The sequence below is a fragment of the Actinomycetota bacterium genome, assembly GCA_019347575.1.
In the GTDB taxonomy this organism is placed as follows: domain Bacteria; phylum Actinomycetota; class Nitriliruptoria; order Nitriliruptorales; family Nitriliruptoraceae; genus JAHWKY01.
Window position 1 is genome coordinate 188,776 of sequence record JAHWKY010000003.1, and the last position, 22,297, is coordinate 211,072.

27 protein-coding genes are annotated in these 22,297 nt (G+C 71.2%); 11 read left to right on the forward strand and 16 right to left on the reverse strand.

Going from position 1 to position 22,297, the window contains the following annotated elements:
• Together KY469_03130 and KY469_03135 are read left to right on the forward strand one after the other, a co-directional pair.
• On the forward strand, positions 1–504 hold the full coding sequence (locus KY469_03130; protein ID MBW3662069.1) for a flavin reductase family protein: 504 nt from the start codon (positions 1–3) through the stop codon (positions 502–504).
• Positions 504–914: a YjbQ family protein gene (locus tag KY469_03135; GenBank protein MBW3662070.1), complete on the forward strand. Its 411-nt coding sequence runs from the start codon at positions 504–506 to the stop codon at positions 912–914. The genes KY469_03130 and KY469_03135 overlap by 1 nt, the downstream gene beginning before the upstream one ends.
• On the opposite strand, the gene upp is transcribed toward KY469_03135, so the two are convergent.
• Positions 905–1,537: a uracil phosphoribosyltransferase gene (gene upp / locus KY469_03140; protein MBW3662071.1), complete on the reverse strand. Its 633-nt coding sequence runs from the start codon at positions 1,535–1,537 to the stop codon at positions 905–907. The two genes, KY469_03135 and upp, sit on opposite strands and share 10 nt — an antisense overlap.
• A gap of 82 nt (positions 1,538–1,619) precedes the next feature.
• Between upp and KY469_03145 the strand changes: the two genes are divergently transcribed.
• The 4 genes from KY469_03145 to KY469_03160 all read left to right on the forward strand — a co-directional run bounded on the left by KY469_03145 (position 1,620) and on the right by KY469_03160 (position 5,377).
• Complete coding sequence (locus KY469_03145; GenBank protein ID MBW3662072.1) at positions 1,620–2,699, forward strand: BMP family ABC transporter substrate-binding protein; 1,080 nt, start codon at positions 1,620–1,622, stop codon at positions 2,697–2,699.
• Between the two features lie 109 nt (positions 2,700–2,808).
• Positions 2,809–4,248, forward strand: a complete 1,440-nt coding sequence (pyk, locus tag KY469_03150; protein MBW3662073.1) for a pyruvate kinase — start codon at positions 2,809–2,811, stop codon at positions 4,246–4,248.
• Positions 4,249–4,314: 66 nt separating this feature from the next.
• The gene (locus KY469_03155) at positions 4,315–4,683 is read left to right on the forward strand and encodes a nitroreductase family deazaflavin-dependent oxidoreductase (protein MBW3662074.1); all 369 of its coding nucleotides are present in this window, start codon (positions 4,315–4,317) and stop codon (positions 4,681–4,683) included.
• A 46-nt stretch (positions 4,684–4,729) separates the two neighbouring features.
• Entirely contained in the window at positions 4,730–5,377 is a 648-nt protein-coding gene (locus KY469_03160) for a class I SAM-dependent methyltransferase (GenBank protein ID MBW3662075.1), read from the forward strand.
• A gap of 5 nt (positions 5,378–5,382) precedes the next feature.
• On the opposite strand, the gene KY469_03165 is transcribed toward KY469_03160, so the two are convergent.
• The 3 genes from KY469_03165 to KY469_03175 form a co-directional block, all read right to left on the reverse strand.
• Entirely contained in the window at positions 5,383–5,688 is a 306-nt protein-coding gene (locus KY469_03165; GenBank protein MBW3662076.1) for a DUF4235 domain-containing protein, read from the reverse strand.
• Between the two features lie 99 nt (positions 5,689–5,787).
• Entirely contained in the window at positions 5,788–6,906 is a 1,119-nt protein-coding gene (locus KY469_03170) for a Coenzyme F420 hydrogenase/dehydrogenase, beta subunit C-terminal domain (protein MBW3662077.1), read from the reverse strand.
• Positions 6,907–6,973: 67 nt separating this feature from the next.
• Positions 6,974–7,675 (reverse strand): enoyl-CoA hydratase/isomerase family protein, encoded by a 702-nt coding sequence (locus KY469_03175; protein ID MBW3662078.1) that lies wholly within the window; start codon positions 7,673–7,675, stop codon positions 6,974–6,976.
• 125 nt (positions 7,676–7,800) lie between these two features.
• On the opposite strand from KY469_03175, the gene KY469_03180 reads away from it, so the two are divergent.
• A complete protein-coding gene (locus KY469_03180; GenBank protein MBW3662079.1) occupies positions 7,801–8,292 on the forward strand; it encodes a hypothetical protein in 492 nt (163 codons plus the stop codon).
• 68 nt (positions 8,293–8,360) lie between these two features.
• Here KY469_03180 and KY469_03185 read toward each other — a convergent pair whose 3' ends face one another.
• The 4 genes from KY469_03185 to KY469_03200 all read right to left on the reverse strand — a co-directional run bounded on the left by KY469_03185 (position 8,361) and on the right by KY469_03200 (position 10,743).
• Positions 8,361–8,498, reverse strand: coding sequence for a hypothetical protein (locus KY469_03185; protein MBW3662080.1), 138 nt, complete (start codon positions 8,496–8,498; stop codon positions 8,361–8,363).
• 133 nt (positions 8,499–8,631) lie between these two features.
• Complete coding sequence (locus KY469_03190) at positions 8,632–9,150, reverse strand: dCMP deaminase family protein (protein ID MBW3662081.1); 519 nt, start codon at positions 9,148–9,150, stop codon at positions 8,632–8,634.
• A 70-nt stretch (positions 9,151–9,220) separates the two neighbouring features.
• Positions 9,221–10,312: a 4-hydroxyphenylpyruvate dioxygenase gene (gene hppD, locus KY469_03195; GenBank protein ID MBW3662082.1), complete on the reverse strand. Its 1,092-nt coding sequence runs from the start codon at positions 10,310–10,312 to the stop codon at positions 9,221–9,223.
• Between the two features lie 44 nt (positions 10,313–10,356).
• Positions 10,357–10,743, reverse strand: coding sequence for a (2Fe-2S) ferredoxin domain-containing protein (locus KY469_03200; protein ID MBW3662083.1), 387 nt, complete (start codon positions 10,741–10,743; stop codon positions 10,357–10,359).
• A gap of 139 nt (positions 10,744–10,882) precedes the next feature.
• Between KY469_03200 and KY469_03205 the strand changes: the two genes are divergently transcribed.
• On the forward strand, positions 10,883–11,308 hold the full coding sequence (locus KY469_03205; protein MBW3662084.1) for a CoA-binding protein: 426 nt from the start codon (positions 10,883–10,885) through the stop codon (positions 11,306–11,308).
• A 16-nt stretch (positions 11,309–11,324) separates the two neighbouring features.
• Here the strand turns inward: KY469_03205 and folP are convergent, their stop codons facing one another.
• Complete coding sequence (gene folP, locus KY469_03210; protein ID MBW3662085.1) at positions 11,325–12,137, reverse strand: dihydropteroate synthase; 813 nt, start codon at positions 12,135–12,137, stop codon at positions 11,325–11,327.
• Positions 12,138–12,421: 284 nt separating this feature from the next.
• On the opposite strand from folP, the gene KY469_03215 reads away from it, so the two are divergent.
• Positions 12,422–12,709, forward strand: a complete 288-nt coding sequence (locus KY469_03215; GenBank protein ID MBW3662086.1) for a DivIVA domain-containing protein — start codon at positions 12,422–12,424, stop codon at positions 12,707–12,709.
• Here KY469_03215 and KY469_03220 read toward each other — a convergent pair.
• Complete coding sequence (locus tag KY469_03220) at positions 12,702–13,472, reverse strand: alpha/beta hydrolase (GenBank protein MBW3662087.1); 771 nt, start codon at positions 13,470–13,472, stop codon at positions 12,702–12,704. The two genes, KY469_03215 and KY469_03220, sit on opposite strands and share 8 nt — an antisense overlap.
• 127 nt (positions 13,473–13,599) lie before the next feature.
• Here KY469_03220 and KY469_03225 point away from each other — a divergent pair, with 127 nt between their 5' ends.
• Entirely contained in the window at positions 13,600–14,052 is a 453-nt protein-coding gene (locus KY469_03225; GenBank protein MBW3662088.1) for an SRPBCC family protein, read from the forward strand.
• Between the two features lie 70 nt (positions 14,053–14,122).
• On the opposite strand, the gene paaJ is transcribed toward KY469_03225, so the two are convergent.
• The 6 genes from paaJ to KY469_03255 all read right to left on the reverse strand — a co-directional run bounded on the left by paaJ (position 14,123) and on the right by KY469_03255 (position 21,155).
• The gene (paaJ, locus tag KY469_03230; protein ID MBW3662089.1) at positions 14,123–14,629 is read right to left on the reverse strand and encodes a phenylacetate-CoA oxygenase subunit PaaJ; all 507 of its coding nucleotides are present in this window, start codon (positions 14,627–14,629) and stop codon (positions 14,123–14,125) included.
• Positions 14,630–14,634: 5 nt separating this feature from the next.
• Positions 14,635–15,450, reverse strand: a complete 816-nt coding sequence (paaC, locus tag KY469_03235; GenBank protein MBW3662090.1) for a phenylacetate-CoA oxygenase subunit PaaC — start codon at positions 15,448–15,450, stop codon at positions 14,635–14,637.
• Positions 15,447–15,824: a hypothetical protein gene (locus tag KY469_03240; GenBank protein ID MBW3662091.1), complete on the reverse strand. Its 378-nt coding sequence runs from the start codon at positions 15,822–15,824 to the stop codon at positions 15,447–15,449. Before KY469_03240 ends, paaC begins: the two co-directional genes overlap by 4 nt.
• Before the next feature lie 121 nt (positions 15,825–15,945).
• On the reverse strand, positions 15,946–17,757 hold the full coding sequence (gene paaA / locus KY469_03245) for a 1,2-phenylacetyl-CoA epoxidase subunit A (protein ID MBW3662092.1): 1,812 nt from the start codon (positions 17,755–17,757) through the stop codon (positions 15,946–15,948).
• A gap of 137 nt (positions 17,758–17,894) precedes the next feature.
• Complete coding sequence (locus tag KY469_03250; protein ID MBW3662093.1) at positions 17,895–18,332, reverse strand: nitroreductase family deazaflavin-dependent oxidoreductase; 438 nt, start codon at positions 18,330–18,332, stop codon at positions 17,895–17,897.
• Between the two features lie 27 nt (positions 18,333–18,359).
• Entirely contained in the window at positions 18,360–21,155 is a 2,796-nt protein-coding gene (locus tag KY469_03255) for an AAA family ATPase (protein ID MBW3662094.1), read from the reverse strand.
• 206 nt (positions 21,156–21,361) lie between these two features.
• On the opposite strand from KY469_03255, the gene KY469_03260 reads away from it, so the two are divergent.
• On the forward strand, positions 21,362–22,114 hold the full coding sequence (locus KY469_03260) for a hypothetical protein (protein ID MBW3662095.1): 753 nt from the start codon (positions 21,362–21,364) through the stop codon (positions 22,112–22,114).
• Positions 22,115–22,297: the final 183 nt, after the last annotated feature.

Consider the following 22,297-nt stretch of genomic DNA (forward strand, 5'->3'; position numbering starts at 1 on the left):
GTGGCTCAGCCGGTGATCGTCGACGGCCACGGGCTGCGGGCCGTGATGGCGCGGTTCCCGACCGGGGTCACGGTGATGACGACGGTCGTCGACGGCGTCCCGCACGGGATGACCGCCAACGCCATCACGTCGGTGTCGCTGGAACCGCCCCTGGTCCTCGTCTGCGTCGGTCGAGACGCGGCGATGGCGGACCTCGTGCGGCAGGCAGGCAGCTACGCCCTGTCGTTGCTCGGGCGGGAGCAGCGGGCGCTGTCGGAGCACTTCGCCGATGCGGATCGCTCGATGGGTCACGAGGGGTTCGACACCGTGGCGACGTCGGTCGCCGTCACGGGCGCCCCGCTGCTTGTCGGGGCCATCGCGCATCTGGACTGCGAGGTCCACGCGGTGCACGACGGCGGTGACCACGTCATCGTCGTCGGCCGGGTCGTCCACCTCGACATCGAGACCGACAGCGCCCCGCTCGTGTACCACCTCAGTCGCTACACGAGCGTGGAAGGGCCCTGATGCTGACCCACGAGTTCGAGGTGCAGATCGGCACGGCACGCTTCGTCGACGTCACCGCTGAGGTCCGCTCCTTCGCGCAGCACGCGGAGGGCGATGGCCTCCTCCACGTGTTCCTGCCTCACGCGACCGCCGGGGTGGCGCTCTTCGAACTCGGAGCCGGTTCGGAACGCGACGTGGAGGAGGCGATCGATCGGCTGCTCCCACGTGACGACCGTTGGAGCCACCAGCACGGCTCGGCCGGGCACGGTGCCGACCACGTGCTGCCCGTGTTCGTCAGCCCGTCGCTGGTCCTACCCGTCGTGGCCGGAGAGGTGCGCCTGGGCACGTGGCAGAGCGTGGTGCTCGTTGACCCCAACCGCGACAATCCGCGGCGTCGGGTTCTGCTGAGCTTCGTGCGCGATCAGGCGTGAGGCGTGCCCCAGAGCCGATCCCCGAAGTCGCCGAGGCCGGGCACGATGTAGCCGTTGTCATCCAGGCGCGGATCGAGCGCCGCCGTGACGACCCTGACGTCCGGTGCGACCTCACCGACGGCCTCGAGGGACCGCGGCGTCGCAACGACAGCCAGGACGACCACGCGCTCGGCCTCCTCGACGACCGCCGAGACCGCTGCCGCAGCGCTCCCGCCGGTGGCGAGCATCGGTTCGAGCACGAGCACCCAGGCTCCCGCGAGCGGCGGGAACTTCTCGTAGTAGCGCCGCGGGCGCAGCGTCACGTCGTCGCGTTCGAGCCCGACCATCCCGACGCTGAGCCGCGGTAGAACGAGCTCGACACCGCTCAACAGGCCGAGCCCGGCGCGGAGCACCGGGACCGCGACGATCGCACGCGCGATGCGTCGGCCCGATGCCGGTCCGAGTGGGCTCTCGATCGTCACGTCGTGCGTCGGGATGTCGCTGGTGGCTTCGAGTGCGAGCACGGCGCCGAGGCGCGTGGCCGCGTCGCGGAACGCCTCCGGACCGGTGCTGATGTCTCGCAGCCGTGCGAGGAGTTCGGCCGCCGCCGGATGGTCGACGACGTGGGCGGCGGCGGATGGCACGGGCGCTCCGGGATGCTGAGACGCCAGTAGCCTAGGACGTGGCACCAGCCAGCCGCACCGCGACTCGAGGAGTGAGCCCAGGGTGCGCAGTCCCGCCGCGGTCCTGCTGGCCGTCGCGCTCACCCTGGGCGCGACGTGCGACGACACGGGACCGACCGCCGCGCCCTCGCCCACGACCACTTCCGGTGGATCACCCCGTGTCGTCGACGAGCCAGACGGCCGCCTCGTGTGGGGCGTCGTCCTGCCGCCGCCACGCACGACCGATCACGTCCTGATCGAGGACTACCGCGCGGCGGTCGCGGCGCTGCTCGAGACCGACCCTGAAGGGATCGATGAGGCGCGGGTCGTGGCTCCGGAGAGCGTGACGTTCCGCCGCGACATGCTGCGCTTCCTCGCCGAGGAGGACACCGCCTACACCTGTGCCCTCGGCGCAGGCGCGAGCGAGGATGTGCTCCCCATCGCGCGCGACCACCCCGATCTCGCGTTCTGCGCGGTCGGAGACCGGGTCGTCGAGCCGCCGGCCAACGTCCTGACCGTGGATGTCCGCATCGAGGAGCTGGCCTACCTCGCTGGCGTGGCGGCTGCGGCGAGCGCTGCCGAGCAGCCACGCCCCGAGGGCGAGGTGCCGACGTTGGGGTTCGTGGCGCGACAGGCGACACCGCACACCGAGGGGCAGCGACGCGCCTACACCGAGGGTGTCCGCAGCGTCGTCGAGGGAGCCCGGATCGTCTCCGAGTTCGTCGGGAACGTGTCGGATGCGGACCAGCGCGACGTGACCGCCGGCCTCGTGGCCAACCAGTACCTGGGCGGCGCCGAGGCGGTGTACGTCGCCTCGGACATCGACGCATCGCGAGCGGTCGAGGTCGCGCGCGAGGCGCAGCGTCCGATCGTCGGCCTCGCGCCGGCGCTGGGACAGGCGCTGGCGACGGAGGATCCTCCTCCGGTCCTCTTCACCGGTCGGGTAGCGGTCGAGCCGGTGCTCGCGCTCGTGCTCGAACGCTACGTCACCGGCTTCACGGGCGGTGCCGCGACCTTCGGACTCGCTGACGATGTGCTCGAACCGGTGCCGGGCCTCCCCGACCTGTACGCCGGTGTGGCGGCCAGCGTGGAGCCGGTCGAAGGGCAGATGCGCGCTGGCGAGCTGGTCATCGAACGGTCGTGATGTGGCGACGCCGTGCACACCCATGGACCTCCAAGTGCCGGTCCACGGAAGGTTGGCGGTGGAACGAGGGCACTAGCATGCCGGGAAGTGAGCGAACGTGAGGAACTCGGTGCGTCGGGCCAAGATCGTCGCCACGCTGGGTCCTGCGCTGGACGATCCGGGCAAGCTCAAGGCGGCGCTGGCGGCCGGGATCGACGTCGTGCGGGTGAACTTCTCGCACGGCAGCCACGACCAGCACGCGAGCCGGCTCGAGCAGGTCCGAGAGGCGGCCAGCGCGCTGGACCGCAACGTCGGCAGCATCGGGGACCTGCAGGGACCGAAGATCCGCCTCGGTGTGGTCCCCGAGGAGGGGGTCGAACTCGTCGACGGAGCCGAGGCGATCCTGCACAGCGGCCAGGACTCCCTCGAGGACTACGACGACGGCACGGGGACGCCGGTGATCCCGGTCGTGTACGAGGAGCTAGCCGACGACGTCGAGCCGGGTGCGCTGGTGCTCATCGATGACGGGCTCCTGCGGCTGGTCGTCTCGCGCGTGGAGGCGCCGTACGTGCACACACGCGTCGTCGCGGGGGGGATGGCGAAGTCCCGCAAGGGTGTGAACCTGCCCGGAGTGGCGGTGTCGGCCCACAGCCTGACCGACAAGGACCGGGCGGACGTCGAGGCGATGGTCGACATGGAGGTGGACTGGATCGCGCTGTCGTTCGTCCGCCGTCGCGAGGACGTCGAGGAGACCCGCGATCTCGTGCGTGCGTGCGGCGGCGAAGCCCCGATCGTCGCCAAGCTCGAGCGCCCCGAGGTTGTCGACGACCTCGAGGGCATCATCGAGGCATCGGATGCCGTGATGGTCGCGCGTGGTGACCTCGGCGTCGAGATCGGTCCCGAGCGTGTCCCGGCGCTGCAGAAGGAGATCATCGCCCAGTCCAACCGCACGGGACGACCGGTGATCACGGCGACCGAGATGCTCGACTCGATGATCCGCAACGCGCGGCCGACGCGGGCTGAGGCGTCGGACGTGGCCAACGCCGTCTTCGACGGCACCGACGCGGTGATGCTCTCGGGTGAGACCGCGGTGGGACGCTACCCCGTCGAGGCGGTGCGCACGATGGCCCGGATCATCGAGGTCGCCGAGGCCAGCCCCCAGCTCGTCCACCCGCCCGAACCGCCTGCACGCGGACTGTCGATCGCACGGGTCGTCGCCAAGGCCGCCGTGCTGGCCGCCGAGGACGTCGAAGCACGCGCCATCGTGGTCTTCAGCCTCTCGGGCTCGTCGGTGCAGCTGGTGTCCAAGTTCCGCCCCACCGTGCCCATCATCGGCCTGACCACCCGGTCGCGGTCGCTGCATCGGCTCGCGCTGATGTGGGGGACGAACGGGGCGCTCGTCCCCGAGAAGGACCACTCGCGAGACCTCATCGTCGCCGCTGACGAGATCTGCCTGCGCGAGGGCTACGGACAGCGGGGCGATGCGGTCGTCATCGTCTCGGGGATACCTGGCGGCGGCGGCGGGACCAACCGGGTGCTCGTGCACCGGCTCGGCGAGTCACCAGAGTGAGCACGAACCCGATCGAGGTGCGCACCGACCCCCCCGTCGTCGTCGACGTCGCGTTCCGGGGTTGACGTGGACGTGCCGGATGAGCTCCGCGATGAGCGCTACTGCTACCTGAGCACGCAGGGCAGGGTCACGGGGCGACGCCACACGGCGGAGCTGTGGTTCCTGCCCGCGGAGGGTGGCGTCCACCTGATGAGCGGATCCGGCGGGTTGACCCAGTGGTGCCTGAACCTGCAGGCCGAGGAGCAGGGTGTGTTGCGCATCGCGGACCGCACGTGGCTGGCGCGCGTGTCGTTCCTCGCGCCCAACGACCCCGAACGGCGCGAGGTGCTGCAGCGGTTCCACGAGCACTACGACCCGCCCGGCAAGGACCGTCTCGAGTCGTGGGTGCGGGATGCCACGGTCGCTCACCTCGTGTTCGTTCGCGAGCTGACCTGACGGATCCGCCCCGCCCTGCCGGGGCGGGACGCGGCATGCTTGACCGATGGCCGAGGATCCGACCGACCTGCTCGCCGCCGCCCGACGGGGCGACCCGGCGTGGTTCGAGCGCCTGTACGCGGAGGCTGCGGGCGACCCGGGCCGCATCCCGTGGGCGTCGCTCACGCCCCACCCGTACCTGTCGAACTGGCTCCGGACCGCCGATGGGGAGGATCGGCGCGCCGTCGTGGTCGGCTGTGGGCTCGGAGACGACGCCGAGGCGCTCGCCTCAGCCGGCTTCGACGTGACCGCCTTCGACCTGTCGCCGACCGCGATCGCGTGGGCGCGCACCCGCTTCCCCGTTTCGGCGGTGGACTACCAGGTCGCCGATCTGTTCCAGCTCGGTGCTGACTGGGCGCACGCCTTCGACGTCGTCTGGGAGGCCCGCACGATCCAGTCGCTGCCTCCGGACCGTCACGCGGACGCGGCCACCGCGATCGGGCGTATCGTCGGTGACTTCGGCATCGTGCTGGTCGATCTGCTGGTAGCGGTCGGCGCGCACGGCTGGCAGGGCCCGCCGTGGCCAGTGGCACCCGAGGCGCTCCGCGGTTTCACCGATGCTGGTGTCGCCGAGACCGACCGCACCGAGCTCGCGCAGGTCGATCCCGGCGTGCGGGAGGTCGTCCTCCACCTCAGCCGGCTGCCCCGGGGCTGATGGCGTCACGGTGCCGGGCGTAGCTCCGCGGGGTAGGAACCGTCGACGTACCGCCACGCCTCGGCTGCACCCCGCCGCGACAGTGTCCGTGCCAGACCGGCGGCGAGCCCGAGCAGCGCAGCCCAGACCAGGGCATCACGCCAGGTGGTGTCGGAGGAGGCGGGGTTCCGGGGCGCCTCCCTCCCGGTCGCGACACGCCAGCCGCGCCCCGCGACGTTGCGTGCCACCGCGGCGCCGACCGCGGCGGCGAGGCCCGCCGCGACCTTCCACGCGTAGCGGTGCGCGGTCTCGGTGTCGGTGTGCGTGGGCATCGTCGGGCTCCGGGTCGATTGCGTCCACGGTACGCCCCGCGGGATCGACGCACGGGGCCGGTCGACCGGGCGAGTGCGTCTCGCGCACCGTCACCGGTGTCAGCCGACGACGGGCAGGAGCGCCGGGGCGCGGTCGCCCTCGGGGAGCAGCTCGGTCGGCCAGCGCTTCCTCGACTTCGCCGAGAGCTTCTCCAGCAGGCTCATCGCGACCGGGTCGTCCTGCGCCGGCTTAGCCTCGATGAGGCCCGCGTCGATGACCCCCTTCATCCACTCCTCGCCTCGCACCGTCCGGACGACCGTGAGGGTCCAGTTGTCGTCGGAGCCGATCCCGCCGGTCGAGATGTCGGCGTGCTCCGCCGCGAAGTCAGGGCAGAGCTTGCACCCCGGGCGGGTATGCGGGTGCAGTTCCTTGAGCGGGATCTCGTGGTACGCCCCGTCGCGGGTCCACACCATGTAGCGGCCCTTGACGTTGATCTTCGTCACGTCCTCAACCGCGATGCCGTGCGTGGCGAGCACCTCCCGCTGACCCTCGTACGTGAACGTCTTCGAGCACAGCAGTCCGATCACCAGCGCGATCTTGCGCTTGTACTTGTTGACCCCGTAGGCCTCGATCGAGCCGTTGATGGATGCCTGGCACGACATCCCGACGAGCGCGATCTGCTTGAGCTTGTCGTCCTCCGCCTCGGCCATCGCCAGCGGGTTCGCGGAGTACGTGTAGCGCGATCCGGCCGTCGCCAGGACGTCCTCCCGCGACCGCGCCAGGAACGGCTCGGAGTCGAACGGACCGCGCTTATCGACGATGGCTGAGGTGAGTGCCCCGTCGATGCGCTCGTGCTCGAAACCCCAGATGAGCAACGTCGAGACGAGACCACCATCCTGTCCCGCCTCGTGCACACCCTGATCGGTGGCACGCGTCAGGAGCATTGACCGGTAGATGCCGTAGATCTCATCGGGCTCGCGGCGGCGGCCGAACAGCGCCTCGTCGATGTCGGACTCCCAGGCCCGGAACCGCGGGCACGCGCGGGTGCAGATGTCACAGCCACGGTCGCCGATGACGCACTGATCGAAGCCCATCCCGTCGCCGATCTGGACGGGGTAGTAGTCGTTGGTGTAGCCGAGCACGTCCTGTGGGCACGCCATCACACACGCGGCGCATCCGGTGCACAGGCCGCTGTTCACGACCTCGTGGTACAGCTCGCGCCAGTGGACATCGCCCATCTCGGCCCTCCTGCGGGAGGCCCGAGCCTACGGCAACCTCGCGGCGGGTACGGAACCCGAGCCCCGGTCAGCCGTGTGTGCGTCGCACGAGTGCGGCGATGTCGTCGTCGATGCCGGCGAGAACCTCGTCCGCGGCTGCTTGGCGCAGCCGCGCCTTCGTGCCGGCGTACGCGCCAGCCGGTAGCTGCGCGAGCTGGGCCGCGTGGGCCTGGGCTCGCGCGAGGACCTCGTCGGGCGGGGCGAGCTCGTCGGCGAAGCCGACCTCGACCGCTTCGGAAGGTCCGATACGGCGCCCGGGGAGGAGCAGGTCCTCGAGGCGGTCGTTGCGCACGTTGGCGCCCGCAAGCGCGATACCGAACCGGGGCAGCTCGAAGTCGATGGTGGTCTCGATCAGGCCCCACGCGAACTGGCCCTCGGCCGCGACCGCGTGGTCGCACGCCATCGCGAGCATGGTCCCACCGGCCAGGGCGTGGCCGGTGGCGGCGCACACGACCGGGTGGGGATCGGTCCAGATCCGCATCATCGTGCGGCCGAACACCGTGAGCAGCTCCACGAGACCGTCGCGGTCGAGCGTCGGCAGGACCTTGACGTTGAGCCCGGCGCTGAGGGCGCCCTCGCGCCCCGCGAGCACGATGGCCCTGGCGTCCGAAGCCGTGTCGAACGCTTCGGCGATGGCACGGAAGACGTCGGTGTCGAGCGCGTTCTTGGCGCCATCGTCGAGCGTCAGCGTCGTGACGCCGTCGTCGCTGTCGTGGCGGTGGATCTGCATGCCGGTCCTCATCTCGTGGCGCGGCGGCAGGGTAGTGCTGGGGGTGCTCAGTACTCTCGCCGGGCTCGTCTCGGGGGCTGCCGCTGACGGATGACGCACATGACTGGACCGAGCCGGACGGCCCGGTGCGTCAGCGTGCCCACGTGCGTGGACCGCTGACGCCCCGTCAACGCGTGCGCGTTGCCGTGGCTGCAATTGCGCCGGTCGGCCTCGCTGCGCTCGTGCTGCTGCCGTTCGCGATCCGGGGTGGTCACGGAGCCGACGACGTGCTCGTCGGGGCGCTCGTGTACGGCGGACTGGTCGGACTCGCGCTCGGGTTCGTCGCGGTCGACCGGGCCCACGCATGGCGGTGCCCCCGCTGTGGTGCCGACCACGGCCGAGGCGCGGTCAGGTGCGGTCGCTGCGGCTACGACCTCGCAACGCGGCCCCGCTACGCGTGCGACGAGCGTCACGCCGTCTACCTCGATCCCGGGACGTGCGAGTGTGGCCGGAGGCTGCGTCCCGTGGGCACGGCGCGCGGGATCGCCCGCGAGGTCGTCGTGGCGGTCGTCGTCGGCGGTGTGCTGCTCGCGTTCCTGCTGATCGTGGGGGTCGTGCTGCGCTGGATAGAGACCTGAGCCAGAAGGAGCGCGGTACTCGCTCGTCGAAGCCCAGCCCGGGCCGTTGACGGAGCTGCTCCGACGCGTCAGAGGCTGGCGGTGCGGAAGTCCAGCGCCTCGTCGTCGATGATCGGGTCGAAGGTCAGGTCGAACACGTCGCCGGCGTCGGTCAGTCGCAGCGCGACGACGACGTCGGTCCAGGCAGGCGTGGTGCGGTAGCTCACGGGGCTCCCTCGGTTGCAGGTCTGCGCCGAGTGTAGCGCTCTGCGCACGTCGATATGCGTAGAACGCCCACCAGGTCCCGGAGTGGGAGCGGAAGTCCGCGCTGGGCGCGCAGGCGACTGCTCCCGCTCGGGGTCAGGCGCGCTCCACGGGGCGGAGCTCGATCTGCGGTGCCCCCTCGAGGCCATCGAGGAGCCGGACGCGTACGTCGCAGCCCAGCAGGAAGCCGCGGACCTGGTCCCAGCCCTCGTAACGCCCCCCGCTGGCGACCACCTCGGCGACCCCCGAGTTGGCGATGAGCTTGGCGCAGCCGAAGCACGGGGCACCGGTGCAGTACAGCGTCGCGCCGTCACGGTCCTCGGGCGTCGCGAACAGCAGGGCGTTCGCCTCGGCGTGGATGGCGATGCACGAGTCGTAGTCGTGGCCCTGCTTGGCGTCGCTGGCGGCGCGTGGACAGGCCCCGTCCTCGCAGTGCGGGTAGCCGGACGGGGCGCCGTTGTAGCCCGTGGAGACGGTGCGGCGACCCTTGACGATCACGGCGCCGTGCTTGCGTCGACTGCACGTGGCCCGGGTGGACGCCGCCTGCGCGAGGTCCAGGAAGTAGTCGTCCCACGACCGTCGGCCGGGGTGGGCGTACTCCTCGGGGCGGAACATGGTCGGCGGGCTCCGTGACTCGGCGGCGGCGCGAGGCTACCGGGGTGATGAGCCCCCGCGGTCGGGTTCGTCAGAGGTTGCCGCGCCGCTCCTGGGCGCGTTCGATGGCCTCGAACAGCGCCTTGAAGTTGCCCAGTCCGAAGCCGGTGGCGCCGTGCCGCTGGATCACCTCGTAGAACAGGGTGGGCCGATCCTCGATCGGCTCGGTGAAGATCTGCAGCAGGTAGCCCTCGTCGTCACGGTCGACCAGGATGCCCAGCTCCGCGAGGTCGTCCCAGGCCTCGTCGACCTCACCCACGCGCGCCTTGGCGTCCTCGTAGTACTCCGGTGGGACCTCGAGGAAGCTGATCCCGCGGCTGCGCAGGTCGCGCACGGTGCTGATGATGTCGCCGGTCGAGATCGCCAGGTGCTGCACGCCGGGGCCGCGGTACGCCTCGAGGTACTCCTCGATCTGCGACTTCTTCTTGCTCTCGGCGGGCTCGTTGATGGGCAGCTTGATACGGCCGACGCCGTCCCACAGCACCTTCGACATCAGAGCGGTGTACTCGGTCGAGATGTCCTCGTCGGTGAAGTGGCGGAACTCGCTGAAGCCGAGGATGCGGGAGTAGAAGCTCGCCCACTCGTCCATGGCGCCGAGCTCGACGTTGCACACGACGTGGTCGATACCGCTGAGGCCGGTCGCCCGGGCGAGAGGATCGGCGCCGGTCGGCTCGTAGCCGGGCAGGTACACCCCGGAGTAGTCGTCACGCTGCACGAACGAGTGGATCGTGTCGCCGTAGGCCTCGATGGCGCTGATCACGACCTTCCCCTGGTCGTCCTCCTCCACCTGGGGCTCACGCAACGGCGTGGCGCCCCGCTCGACCGCCAGACGGAACGCATCCTCGGCGTCGGCGACGGTGAAGGCGACGTCCCGCACACCATCGCCGTGGCGGGCCTGATGGGCGACGATCTCGTGGTCGGGCGTGAGTCCGGTCGTCAGCACGAAGCGCAGAGAGCGCTGCTTCAGCACGTAGCTGGCTCGATCGCGCACCCCCGTCTCCGGGCCGGCGTAGCCCACCAGCTCGAAGCCGAACGCGGTGCGGTAGAAGTGGGCAGCCTGCTTGGCGTTGCCGACCCAGAACTCGATGGCGTCGTAGCCCTTGATGGCGATGTCGTCGGTCACGGCGGTCCTCGAGCTGCGGGGTGTGTGGTCGAGGGTAACCAGTCTCAGACGGGGGGGATCATGCCCGGAGGCAGGTCGGCGCGGCCCTCGAGGGGCGACAGTTCGAACTCGGGTGGTCCGATACGGAGGAACTCGACCGGCTGATCGTCGGCGAGGTGCTGTTCGCAGATCGTCGCCACGTCGGCCTCGGTGACACCGCCGTACCAGACGTTGTCCGGGGCGACGAAGACGGTCGGCCCGACCATGCACGGTTCGAGGCAACCCGACGCAACGACCTTCACGTCGTCCAGGCCGAGCCGCCCCGTGGTCTCGCGGAAGGCGTTGAAGATGTCGGCCGAGCCTCTCGTGATGCAGGACGGGCGCGGGTGCTCGGCGGGACGCTCGTTCACGCAGACGAACACGAACTTGCGCGGCATGCCAGCGCGGGCCACGAGATCTCCTGCCTCGGCGTGCCCCGACCGTACCCGACCACGCGGTGGCCGCTCGTCGGGGCCCGACGCCCGGGAAGCGCGGGGAGCGGCGTAGCGTTACACCCGCGTGGACGACCAGCCACCGGGACAGGAGCCCTTCATGCCCGCCGATCCGGCACGGACGATGCTCGGCTACGCACGTCGCATCGCGGTGGTCGGCGTCTCCGACAAGCCCTGGCGTGACAGCCACAGCGTCAGCGCGGCCATGCTGCACCAGGGCTACGACGTCGTGCCCGTCAACCCCAACGTCGATGAGGTGTTCGACCGTCGCGTCTACCCCTCGTTGCGTGACGTGCCGGGCGGGATCGACGTGGTCAACGTGTTCCGGAGGGCGTCCGCGCTGCCGGAGGTCGCCCGTGAGGCGGTCGAGATCGGAGCGCGCGGGGTCTGGGTGCAGTTGGGCCTGCGGTCGCCCGAGGCCCGCCGGATCGTCGAGGACGCCGGGCTCGACTACGTCGAGGACCGCTGCATCAAGGTCGAGGTCTCGCGCTTCCGGGGCGAGCTCGAGCTGCCTCCCGAGCGGTGACGCCCGGATCGACCGCTCACTCCAACCCGCGGACCGTCGCCGCCGGGAACCGCCACCCCAGCAGAGCCTCCACCATCCGCAGCGCCTGGCCGGTCCGGGCGACCTCGTGGACACGGACGATGTGGGCGCCGCGCAGGGCGCAGAACACCGCTGCCGCGATGCTGCCGTCGATGCGTTCCTCGAGCGGCACGCCGAGCGTCTCGCCGATGAAGTCCTTGTTGGACAACGCCACCAGGACCGGGAACCCGAGTGCGGCGAGTTCCGGAAGGCGACGTGACAGCTCGAGCGAGTGGTAGGTGTTCTTGCCGAAGTCGTGACCGGGATCGACGATCAGGCGGTCGCGTCGCACTCCGGCCGCGATGGCACGCTCGGTCAGCATCCGGCAGTGCTCCACGACGGCGGTGGTGACGTCCGGCAGGAAACTGCTGCGCAGGGGTCGCGAGCGCGGCTGGCCGCCGTGGTGCATCGCCACGTACGCCGCATCGTGAGCGGCCACGACCGCCAGGATCTCGGGATCGTGGGCGCCGGTCACGTCGTTGACGATGTCCGCCCCGGCCGTGAGCACGGCATCCGCCACGGGCGCCCGCCAGGTGTCGACCGACAGGAGCGCTCTCTCATCGGCCTCGCGGATACCGGCCACGATCGGCACGACGCGGGCGATCTCCTCCCCGACCGACACATCGTCGCCAGGCCCGCCGCGGATCCCCCCTACATCGATGATCTGGGCACCCTCCGTCAGGAGCGTGCGGGCGCGTCGCAGAGTGCGCTCGATGCCGAACGAGGCGCCGCGGTCGTAGAACGAGTCCGGGGTGTTATTGACGATGCCCATGAGCCCGAACGACCGTTCGAAGTCGAGCCGGTGCCGCGCGAGGTCGAGGACCGGGGCGGGGGTCGCCGCGTCGTCCCGGCCGAGCGGGAGTCTCAGCGGATGCGCGGGTTGCGCCAAGGTCGTCCTGACGAGCCGGGGAGCGGCACCATCGCACATCCACTGGGGCCAGGGCTAGCCTCGGTGGGGCGCCGGGAGGTGAGCCGCTGGGCACCTGGATCGCTGTCGGGCTCATCGCGACCGCAGCACTCGCGGTCGTGCTGGTGGCGCTGTTTCAGGCGTCACCGATGACGCGCCGGGAGCCCCAGAGGCCGGGTTGGCTCGTACCGACGCCGGGGGAGATCCGCGCCGTCCGTTTCCCGCTCGCGTTGCAGGGCTACGACCCCGACCACGTGGACGTGACCTTCAGCGCGCTCGCGGACGCCTACGAGGAGCTGTACGTGGCGGCGGGACCGGCGGCCATCGCGCGCGCGCAGGAACGGCTCGAGCAGCGGCGCCTCGAGGTGACCGAACCACCTGCGACCGTCCGGTCCACGAGCGCAGGGGACGGGGCGTCCACCGCTGAGATCAGCTGAGGAACTCGAGGATCGTCGCGGCGAGCGCTCCGGGATCCTCGACCGGCAGCCAGTGCCCGGTGTGGGGGATGACCCTCACCCGGCTCACCGGGATGTCGGCCTTGAGCTCCTCCGCCATCGCGAGGGGTGTCGAACGGTCGTGTGCGCCGGTGACGATCAGCGTGGGCTGCCCGATCTCGTGACGCGCGATCGACGGCGCCTTGGCGAGGGCACGGCAGGCCTTGGCGTACATCGGCGGGTCGTTGCGCAGGAAGAGCTCCCGGAGCAGTCCGACCCCGCCGGGCATCGTCGCGTGGCTCTGGGGTGAGACGGCGCCCTCGAGCCACCCCTCGACCAGCGGGTCCATGCCTTCCTTCTCGACCAGGTCGGCACGTTCCTTGTAGGCGTCCGCGACCGGCGGTTGGAAGTAGCTGATCCCACCGACGAGGACGAGTTCGTCACACACCTCGGGTTCGCTGTGCGCGAGCTGCTGCGCGATCAGCGATCCCATCGAGTGGCCCACCACGGTGGCGGACGGCAGCTCGAGCTCGGCCACGAGTTTGCGCACGTCGCGCGCCCACACCTCGATGGAGAACTTGCCCTTTCCCCCGGAGCGTCCGTGCCCGCGCAGGTCGAGGGCGACACAGTGGTGGTGCTGCTTCATGGCCTGCATGACACCGTGCCACGCGTTGGACGAGCCACCGAGCGCGTGGATGAAGATGACCGGCGGGCCCTCGCCGTAGGATTGGTAGTAGATGTTGCTGCCGTCGATCTCGGCGAACATGGTTCCCTCAGGTCTGGTCGGCAGGTCTGGTCGGGTGCCCCCGTCGGGGCGGAGGATGCGGCCGGAGGGGCCGGAACTCAGGCGCGGAGGCTAGCCGACCCGGCCCCGTGGACGGATCGGAGGGAGCGTGCGCGTCACGTTGTCGCAGCCCATCGGCGCGCCCCGCGGCACCGTCTGGGAGGTGCTCACCGACTGGGAGCGCCAGGCGGAGTGGATGCTCGATGCGCTGGCTGTGGAGGTCATCACGCCGTACCGCACCGGGGTGGGGGTCACCGTGGTCTGTCCCACTCGCATCCTCGGGGTGACCATCAGGGACGTGCTGCGCGTCACGCGGTGGATCGAGGGCGAGGTGCTCGAGGTCGTCCATCTCGGCAAGGTCATCAAGGGCACGGCGGCGTTCGAGCTGTCCGACGCCGGGACCGGGACCGTGGTGGACTGGTGGGAGCACATCGATCCGCCGCTCGGGAGGTTCGGGGCGCTCGTCGCCGACCACATCATCGCCCCACTCACCGCGGCGATCTTCCGGCGCAGCCTGCGCCGCTTCGCCGCCCTCTGCGAGCACGAGTCCCGCCGAACTTGAATACTCGGGGACACGTGAGTGCCCCCAACCATTCAAGTTCGTGAGAAGCGCGGCGGCGAGGAGTGTGCTCTCACAGGTGCTTGAAGGCCTCGAAGGGCTGGCGGCAGGCGTTGCAGTAGTGGATCGCGCGGCACGGCGTCGGCCCGAAGCCCGACTCCTTGGCCGTGTCGGTCGAGGCGCAGTACGGGCACGGGGTCGGCGCCGCCGCGATCGGGAGCCGGCGGACCGCATCGGGGACGTCGTGGGTGGCGCCGACGGGCGGGGCGATGCCGAAGTCGCGGAGACGGTCGTGACCCTCGGCGCTGATGCGGTCGCTGCTCCACGGCGGGTCGTAGACGAACCGCACATCGATGTGCTCGACACCGGGCACCGAAGCCACCGCCTCGCGCACGTCGCGTTCGATCATCTCGGTCGCCGGGCAGCCGGCGAACGTCGGCAGCAGCGTCACGACGACCTCGCCGCCGTCGACGGACACCTCGTGGATCATCCCGAGCATGCCGACCGTGACGGGTGGGAGCTCGGGATCGGGCACGCTCGCCACGGCGTCGCGGATGGCGTCGACGTCGACGGTCGTCATCGCGCTCACCACGACACTCCCGGGTGGGCGCGGTGCAGGTGCGTCATCTCCTCCCACGCCGAGGTCCAGTCCTCGGTGTGCTCGCCGTGACGACCGCGCGGGGTGTCGAAGAACCCGTCGGGGAGGCGCCAGACGTCGCCCGTGGCCGCGACGTCGTCGGCGAGGGGGAGCTCGAGCTCCTCGAGCACCGGGACGACGTCGCCGAGCCACCGCGCCCCGACCTCGCTCGCACCGACCGGGACGAGGTCACCGACCACGTCGGCCTCGGCGGGGGTGGGCTCGGCGAGCCACAGCGCCTCGGGCCACACGCGGGCGAACCCTTCGGCGAGTTGATCGTGAGCCTCGAGCGACGCGCGGGCCACCTTGCGCACCCACGTGTCCGCGTGCTCGAGGTGGTAGCGCTCCTCGTGACGGAGCTTGCGTGCCACGGCGGCGATGTCGGGGTCGTTGGACGACGTGAGCACGTCGAGACGCACGGCGTCGAAGTGGTCGTAGAGGAAGTGTCGGGCGAGCGAGTAGGCGAAGTCGGTGGGCGGGCGCTCGCACACGATGGCGTGCCGGTACTGGCCAGGCTCGCGGCCGAGTCCGAGCCGGTCGACATCGCTTCGGTCGACCGCCCCGAGGTCCCCGCCGCGCCCCGCGAGGACGACCTGGTACCACAGGTCGGCGTGGTTGATCTCGTCCTGAGCCAGAGTCGCGAACGCGAGGTCGGACTCGATGGAGGGGGCGAAGCCGGTCCAGTGCGAGGAGCGATGGCCCGTGACGAGCTCGTCGTCGGCGATGCCGAGCAGGAACACCGTGCGGGGGTCGTCGAGGTTCACGCTGACCCCCTCGCGGCGCCTCCGGACCGGCCCGTCCCGGACCCACCCGACCGCCCCGGCGCCGGACGCTCCTGCAGCTCGCCCCGGCCGCGCGCACGCGCGGCCTCGCGGGCCCTCTCGCGCTTGTCGCGGAAGCCGGTGTAGCCGTCGTTGCGGCGGTAGCTCATATCGATGGCGTGCTCGAGCAGCGAGGGGTCCTCGAGCCGGTGCAGGTGCTCGCGTTCGACGACCGCGTAGTCGACCCCCTCCCCGTGCCGGAAGTGGGTCTCGCGGGCGAGCAGGAGGGCCGCCTCGGGGTCGGGGGCGTGGATCGTCCCGACGTGCTCCAGCGAGTCCTCCCACTTGCGTCGGCCGAACACCTCGAAGTCGGGCATCAGCTCACCTCGTCTCGGTTGTGCTACCGCTTCGCTACTTGAGCACTGGTCGGGTTGTGCTACCGCTTCGCTACTTCAGCACTGGTCGGGTTGTGCTACCGCTTCGCTACTTCAGCACTGGTCACGCCGCGACCGCGGGCGGACGGTCGCCGGTGACGACCTGGCGCACCCAGGCGGTGTTGTCGCGCAGCAGCCGGCGCCAGTGCAGCCTCGTCGTGACGATCTCGTGGGTCGCCTCGTCCTGTTTGGTGATGACCGCCTTGAGCTTGTCCCAGTCCGGCTCGGTGTAGCGCCAGCGCTTCTCGTCGGGATCGAAGCGCAGGGCGGGATCGGGGAACTCGATGCCCATGTCCCAGAGCTTGGGCACGTACTGGCTGAGGAACTCCTGACGCGACTCCTCGTTGGCGCGGGTCTTGATCCCCCAGTGGATCAGCAGATCGTCCTCGGCCGGGACGTCGTGGCCGAAGAAGTGCATCGACGGCTCGTACCAGCGGTCGATCGCTTCCTGCAGCATCTCGAACTGCTCGTCGGTGCCGGACGCGAGGGCGAGCGTGATGTCCTCGCCGTGGCGGTAGTGCAGCGACTCCTCGGCTACCACCCGGCGCATGCAGCGCAGGTAGGGACCGTAGGACGTGTCGAGCAGGGCGCGCTGGGTGACGATGGCGGCGCCATCGACGAGGAAGCCGATGCAGGCCACGTCACCCCACGTGTAGGTGGGGTAGTGGAAGACGTTGTGGAACTTGGTGCGGCCGTCGATCAGGTCCTCGAACATCTGCTCGCGTGGTTTGCCGAGGTCCTCGGCGACGCGGTAGATCAGGTGGGCGTGGCCGACCTCGTCCTGGACCTTGGCGGCGAGGCTGCGCTTGCGTCGGAGGGTCGGGGCGCGGGCGATCCACTCGCGCTCCGGCAGCGCCCCCATGATCTCGCTGTTGGCGTGCATCTCGATGAACTTGAGCGCGAGTCGCCGGTACTCGTCGGGCATCCACTCGGTCGCCTCGATCTTCTGGCCCGCGTGGACGCGCTCGAGGAACTCCTCGGTGCGCCGCTCCTCGGCCTGCGCGGGGGTGGTGCGGCGGTCCACGGTCTCGTCGAGGTTGCTGACGGGTGCGGGCGGGGCGTCGTCGTCGGGGTCGGAGCTCGCGACCAGAGCCGCCCAGTGCCGCCACGCCGGTCCCTCGACGGTGCGGTACGCGGCGGTGAACACGTGGGCGGCGCGATCGCCGGCCCAGTCATCGGGCAGCAGCTCGGGTGGCAGGCCGGGGTCCATGAACAGGAACTTGCGCCACTCGTGCACGAGGATGATGCGGCGCCGGAGTGCCTCGGCGCCCTCGACCTCGTCGCCGATCCAGCCCGAGAAGCGCTCGGTGTAGTCGTGGTGGGCCTGACGCAGCTCACTGAGGTCGTAGGCGCGGGCCGCCAGGCCACGGTCATCTCCCTCCAGCTCCGACGTGAACTGCTCGACCTGGCCGGACACGCCGTGCTTGGCGAGCGCGTCCTCGAGTCGCGCCCCGAGGTCCCACGGGCAGATCCACAACCCGGTCCCCAGCGCTCCGTACCCGAGCCACTCGAGCTCGCGGCGCAGCGCATCACGGGCGGCGCGCTGCTCCTCCGCGAACGAGTAGGTCAGGATGCGCCAGCGGCCGTCCCAACGCAGCGGACGACGCAGGTAGATGCGGTCGGCGGCGTCCTCGAACCGGCGCCGCCCCGCCCGGGTCAGTCGGTAGGCGGCTCGCCGGCCGTGCTTGTGAGGTTCGACGAGGTCCTGGGCGACGAGCCGACGCAGGGCCTGTCGGGTCGCGGTGGGCTTGACCCCCAGCGTCTCCATGGCGTCGCTGACCGCCCCCAGCCACGTCTGCCCCCCGCTGGGGAGCACCAGGTCCCCGAGGACGGTCAGCAGCAGCGGACGGGTCCCGGGGGTCGACTCGTCGGCCATCGGCGGGCCTCCGTGACGTGTGACGGTACAGAAACGGTCGTGTTCGAAGGTAACACGCGGGGCGCGCCCGTCAACCCGGGGATCGGGGGAGCGACGAGGCACATCGACGGCGCTGGAGCGAGCGTGCCGCTCTGACGTCAGTCCCGGGCTTCGCAGATGACGACCGGGATGTCGCGGTCGGTGCTGCGCTGGTAGCCGGCGTAGCCGCGATAGGCGTCGGTGATGCGCGGCCACAACGCCGCCTTCTCGTCCTGCGTCACGGTCCGTGCCATGGCTGGGCCGCGGACCCCCCGGACGACCAGGTCGACCTCGGGGTTCTCGCGCAGGTTCAGGTACCAGGCGGGATGGCTATCGCTGCCGCCGTTGGAGGCGACGAGCACCACGCTGCCGTCCTCGAGTTGGACCGGTGAGGTCAGCAGCGTCCGGCGCGGTTCGCCGCTGCGGCGCCCCGTCGTCGTGAGCTCGACCACCGGCATCCCACCGAGGCGACCGAGCAGGCGTCCGCCGCTGACCTTGAACACCGCCTCGTGGAACGCGATCAGGCTCTGCGCGACGAGGCCTTTGATGTTGGCCATGTCAGGCAGCGTAGAGCCCCGGCCACCTCACCAGTCGACGAGCTTCCAGATCTCGGGCTGGGGGCCAGGGCTGTCGAGGCCGCCGACCTCGCTGAAGCGGCGCACCGCCCGCTTGAGCACGCGCATGGCCTCGTCACGCCGTCCGGCGCTGTGCAACGCATCGGCGAGGTTGTTCAGCACGGCCGCCTCGCGGTGGCGGTCGCCGACCTCCTGGCACAGCGCCAGGGCCTCACGGTGCAGTTCGACCGCCGCCTCGGAGTCACCGGCGGTGCGGCGGACGAGTCCGAGGTTGTTGAGGGCAGCGGCACGGGCGGACGGGTCGACCAGATCGGTCGCGAGCCCGAGGCTCGCGTCGAGGTGGCTGGCGGCCGCGTCGAGGTCACCGCGCCGTCGTGCCAGGACGCCGAGCACGTTGTGCGCCTGCGCGATGCTGGCGGCGTCGCCTGCCGCGGTGGCGAGTTCCAGCGCCTCCTCGGCGGCGGCGCGTGACTCGTGCAGATCGTGCGACCGCAGGGCGGCCAGTGATCGTTCCGCCATGACACGAGCGCGCTGGGCGGTGGCGGCCGGGTCGGGCAGCAGTTCCAGCGCGGCCCGCAGGTGCGCGTCGGCGGCGTCGCGGTCTCCACAGCGCAGGTGAACTCCCGCGAGCTTGTGCTCGAGGGCGGCGATGGCGGTCGCCTCGGTGCGGTGCGCCGCGGCCGTCTCGTAGCTCGCGATGGCGAGCGGGTAGTCGCCGCTGAGCGTCGCGAGGTCGCCGATGGCCTCGTGCAGCGCGGTCAGGTCGTGGTGTCCGAGCGCGAGCGCCGACCGGTAGTGCTCGAGCGCCTCGCGGTTCGCGTACAGCGACCGGGCGTGGTCGCCCGCTCGCCGGTGCTGCTCGGCCGCCTCCTCGAACCGGCCGGCCTGCTCGAGGTGGACGGCCGCGACCCCGGCCGCCGCGGGGTCGTCGACGGTTCGGAGCGCCTCCGCCACGCGGCCGTGGAGCAGCCGCCGTCGGGCAGCCGTGGCCGTCTCGTAGGCGAGCGCCCGCAGCTTGTCGTGCGTGAAGTCGTAGGTGGCGGCGGGGTCAGCACCGGGCACCTCCCGGACGACGCCCCGCCCGAGCAGCTCCTCGAGACCGGCGACGGTCTCGTCGTCGCTGCGCCCCGCCGCGGCTCGCAACGTCGCCACGTCGAACCGGCGGCCGATCACGGCGGCGGTGGTCAGCAGCTGGCGGGCGACGCCGGTCACCTCGTCCAGGCGCGCCAGCAGCCGGTCGCGGGCGGTCCCTGGGAGTTCCCAGGATCGGCGACCGGTCGCGGGGACGTCGGCGAGGTAGGCGCTGAGGAGGAACGGCAGCCCCTCGGTCTCGGTGTACAACCGGTCGGCGCCGGTGCGACGTCCCGTGACGGCCGCGACCAGTTCGCGCACCTGGCCGCGTTCGAGCCGCTGCAGGGGCAGGATGGCCGCGCTGCCGTCCGCAGCCGCCGAGGCGGCGGCGCGACGGAGCAGCTGGCGGGGCGCGGTGTCGTCCTCACGCCACGACCACGCCAGCACGATCCGGCGTGCGCCCAGTCGCCGGGTCAGGTACGCGAGGACGTCCGCCGTGGACCGGTCCGCCCAGTGGACATCGTCGATCATGACCACACCGCCGGCACCGACGGCGTCGGTGAGGACGCGGGTGACGCCCTCGAAGAACCGCGCCTGGGCCCCCGGCCCGTCCAGAGGGGCCGCGGCGGCGACCCGTGGGGGCGCGACCTCGGGCACCAGCCGCGCCACCTCCGCCAGGTCGTGGGCCGTCGCAGCGGCGACGGTCTCCGGCCACGTGGCGGCCGCTGCCCGCAGCAGCTCGGCCAGGGGGCCGTACGGGATGCGATCCTCGCCCTCGTGGCAACGGGTCGTGAGCACGCGGTGACCGCCACCCTCGGCGCGGTCCGCGAGCTCCTCGAGCATGCGGGTCTTGCCGATGCCGGGTTCGCCCTCGACGACCAGCAGCCGACCGCTGGAGCTCCCCTCGTCGAGGTGCTGGTCGAGCAGCGCGATCTGGTGGTCACGCCCGACCAGCGGCAGCGGCCCGCTCGGTTCGATGGGGACCGTCGGAGCGGATGCGGATGACGCGATCGGTGCTGGCGGGGCGCGGTCCTCGAGGATCGCCCCGTACAGCGCGGTCGTCTCGTCCAGCGGGGCGACGCCGAGCTCGCGGTCGAGGATCGCGACGCACTCGCGGTACTGGCGGACCGCTTCGGGGCGTCGGCCCTGCCAAGCGTGCAGGAGCATGAGGCGCCGGTGGGTGCGTTCGTCGAGTGGATCGATGTCGAGCCGGGACTCCGCGTGCTCGGCAGCGGTGTCGAACTCACCCCGCGCGGCCAGGTGATCGACGAGCAGGTCGAGCACGCCGACGTGATCGCGGAGTAGGTGCTGGTCCTGCAGCTGCTGCCACGTCTCGAACGGGGCGCTGTCCCGGAGCGAGAACCCGGCCAGGAAGGGACCGCGGTGCAGTCGCCGAGCGTCCTCCAGAGCGGCCAGGCAGCCGGCGCACGTCCACGGGTCATCGTGCCCGTGCGTGGCCACACCGTCGAGCGTGCCCCGGAGCCGCCACGCGTCGCAGTCGGCTACCTCCCGGCGCAGCTCGATACGCGCTGGCGTCACCTCGAGCGCAGCGCCTCCGAGGGCCTTGCCCATGACCGACAGGGTGCGTCGCAGGGCACCGCGGGCTCGGGACTCGTCGCTTTCGGGCCACAGCAGCGCCGCGACGTGCTCGCGGGTCTGGGCGCCTTCGAGGGCGAGGTAGGCCAGCGCGGCGACGGCCTTCCGGGTGTCGACCCGGAAGGCAACGCCGTCCACGGCGATGTCGGGCGGCCCCAGCAGCCCGATCGTGACGCTCGTGCCCGTGTGAGCTCCCCGCGTTACGGGGCGGCCGATCCCCAGTCGTTCTGGACGGTCCGCCCGGATCGGCCGAGGTTACGGCGTGACGGCGCGGCTGTCGCGTGTTCCGCCGTAACAGCCGCGTAACGGTCCCACGGGAGCCTGTGCAGGTCGGGAGGGTCAGCTTGACGGTGCCGGACACGCCAAGAGGGGCGGGCGCGCTGCCGCGCGCGGTCGCGGGTCTGCTCGTCGCGACGTTCGTCGGCGCGATCGTGGTCGAGGTGGTCGTAGGTCCTCGGTTGCCGCAGGACGTCGAAGCCAGCGCCGTCGAAGATCTCGGTCTCGCCATCGCGTTCGGGGCGTTCGTGTTCACGGGAGCGCTGCTCGTGGTCAGGCGCCCACGCAACCGCCTGAGCTGGATGATCGCCGCCGTCGGGATACTCCCGAGCGTGTTCGTCCCGCTTGACACGTACGGGGCATGGGTGCAGGTGACGGGACGCGACGTCGATCCGCTCGTCGTGTTCGGCTTCTGGGGCCAGTCCTGGTACTGGTACCTGCTGCTCTCCCTGCTGTTGGTGTTCGTTCCGCTGTACCTGCCGGACGGCAGGTTGCCGTCGCCCCGCTGGCGGCCCTGGGTGGCGGTACCGATCGTCAGCACCGCGGCGATGGTTCTCGCGGGCATGACCTCCCCGACGATCGCGGCCAACGTGCTCGACGGACCGGTGCTCGATAACCCGATTGGGATCCCCGGCATGGGTCGTGTAGAGGAGGACCTGGGGTGGCTGTTCTTCGGGATCATCTTCGACGCGCATGTCGAATGGGGGAGTCTCGCCACGACGATGGGGATCGCCACGGCAGGCAACCTGGTCGGCGGTCTCGGCCTGGTGACGTTGAGCCATATTGCCCAGGCCAAAGGCGCCCGCGAGGGTGGCTCCTGATCCAGCGACCGAGTGCGGAACGCGCCACGCCGGCCGGCGCGTCACTCCCCGGCTGGCCACCGACCCCAATGGGACCGCCGACTCTCGCGCGCGATTGGCGCCGACGGCTCCTCCGCTCCGGCTGTTGACATGCCCTCCATGGAGGAGTAACGGGGTAGGAGCGCCATTCCGTCCGGATCGGAC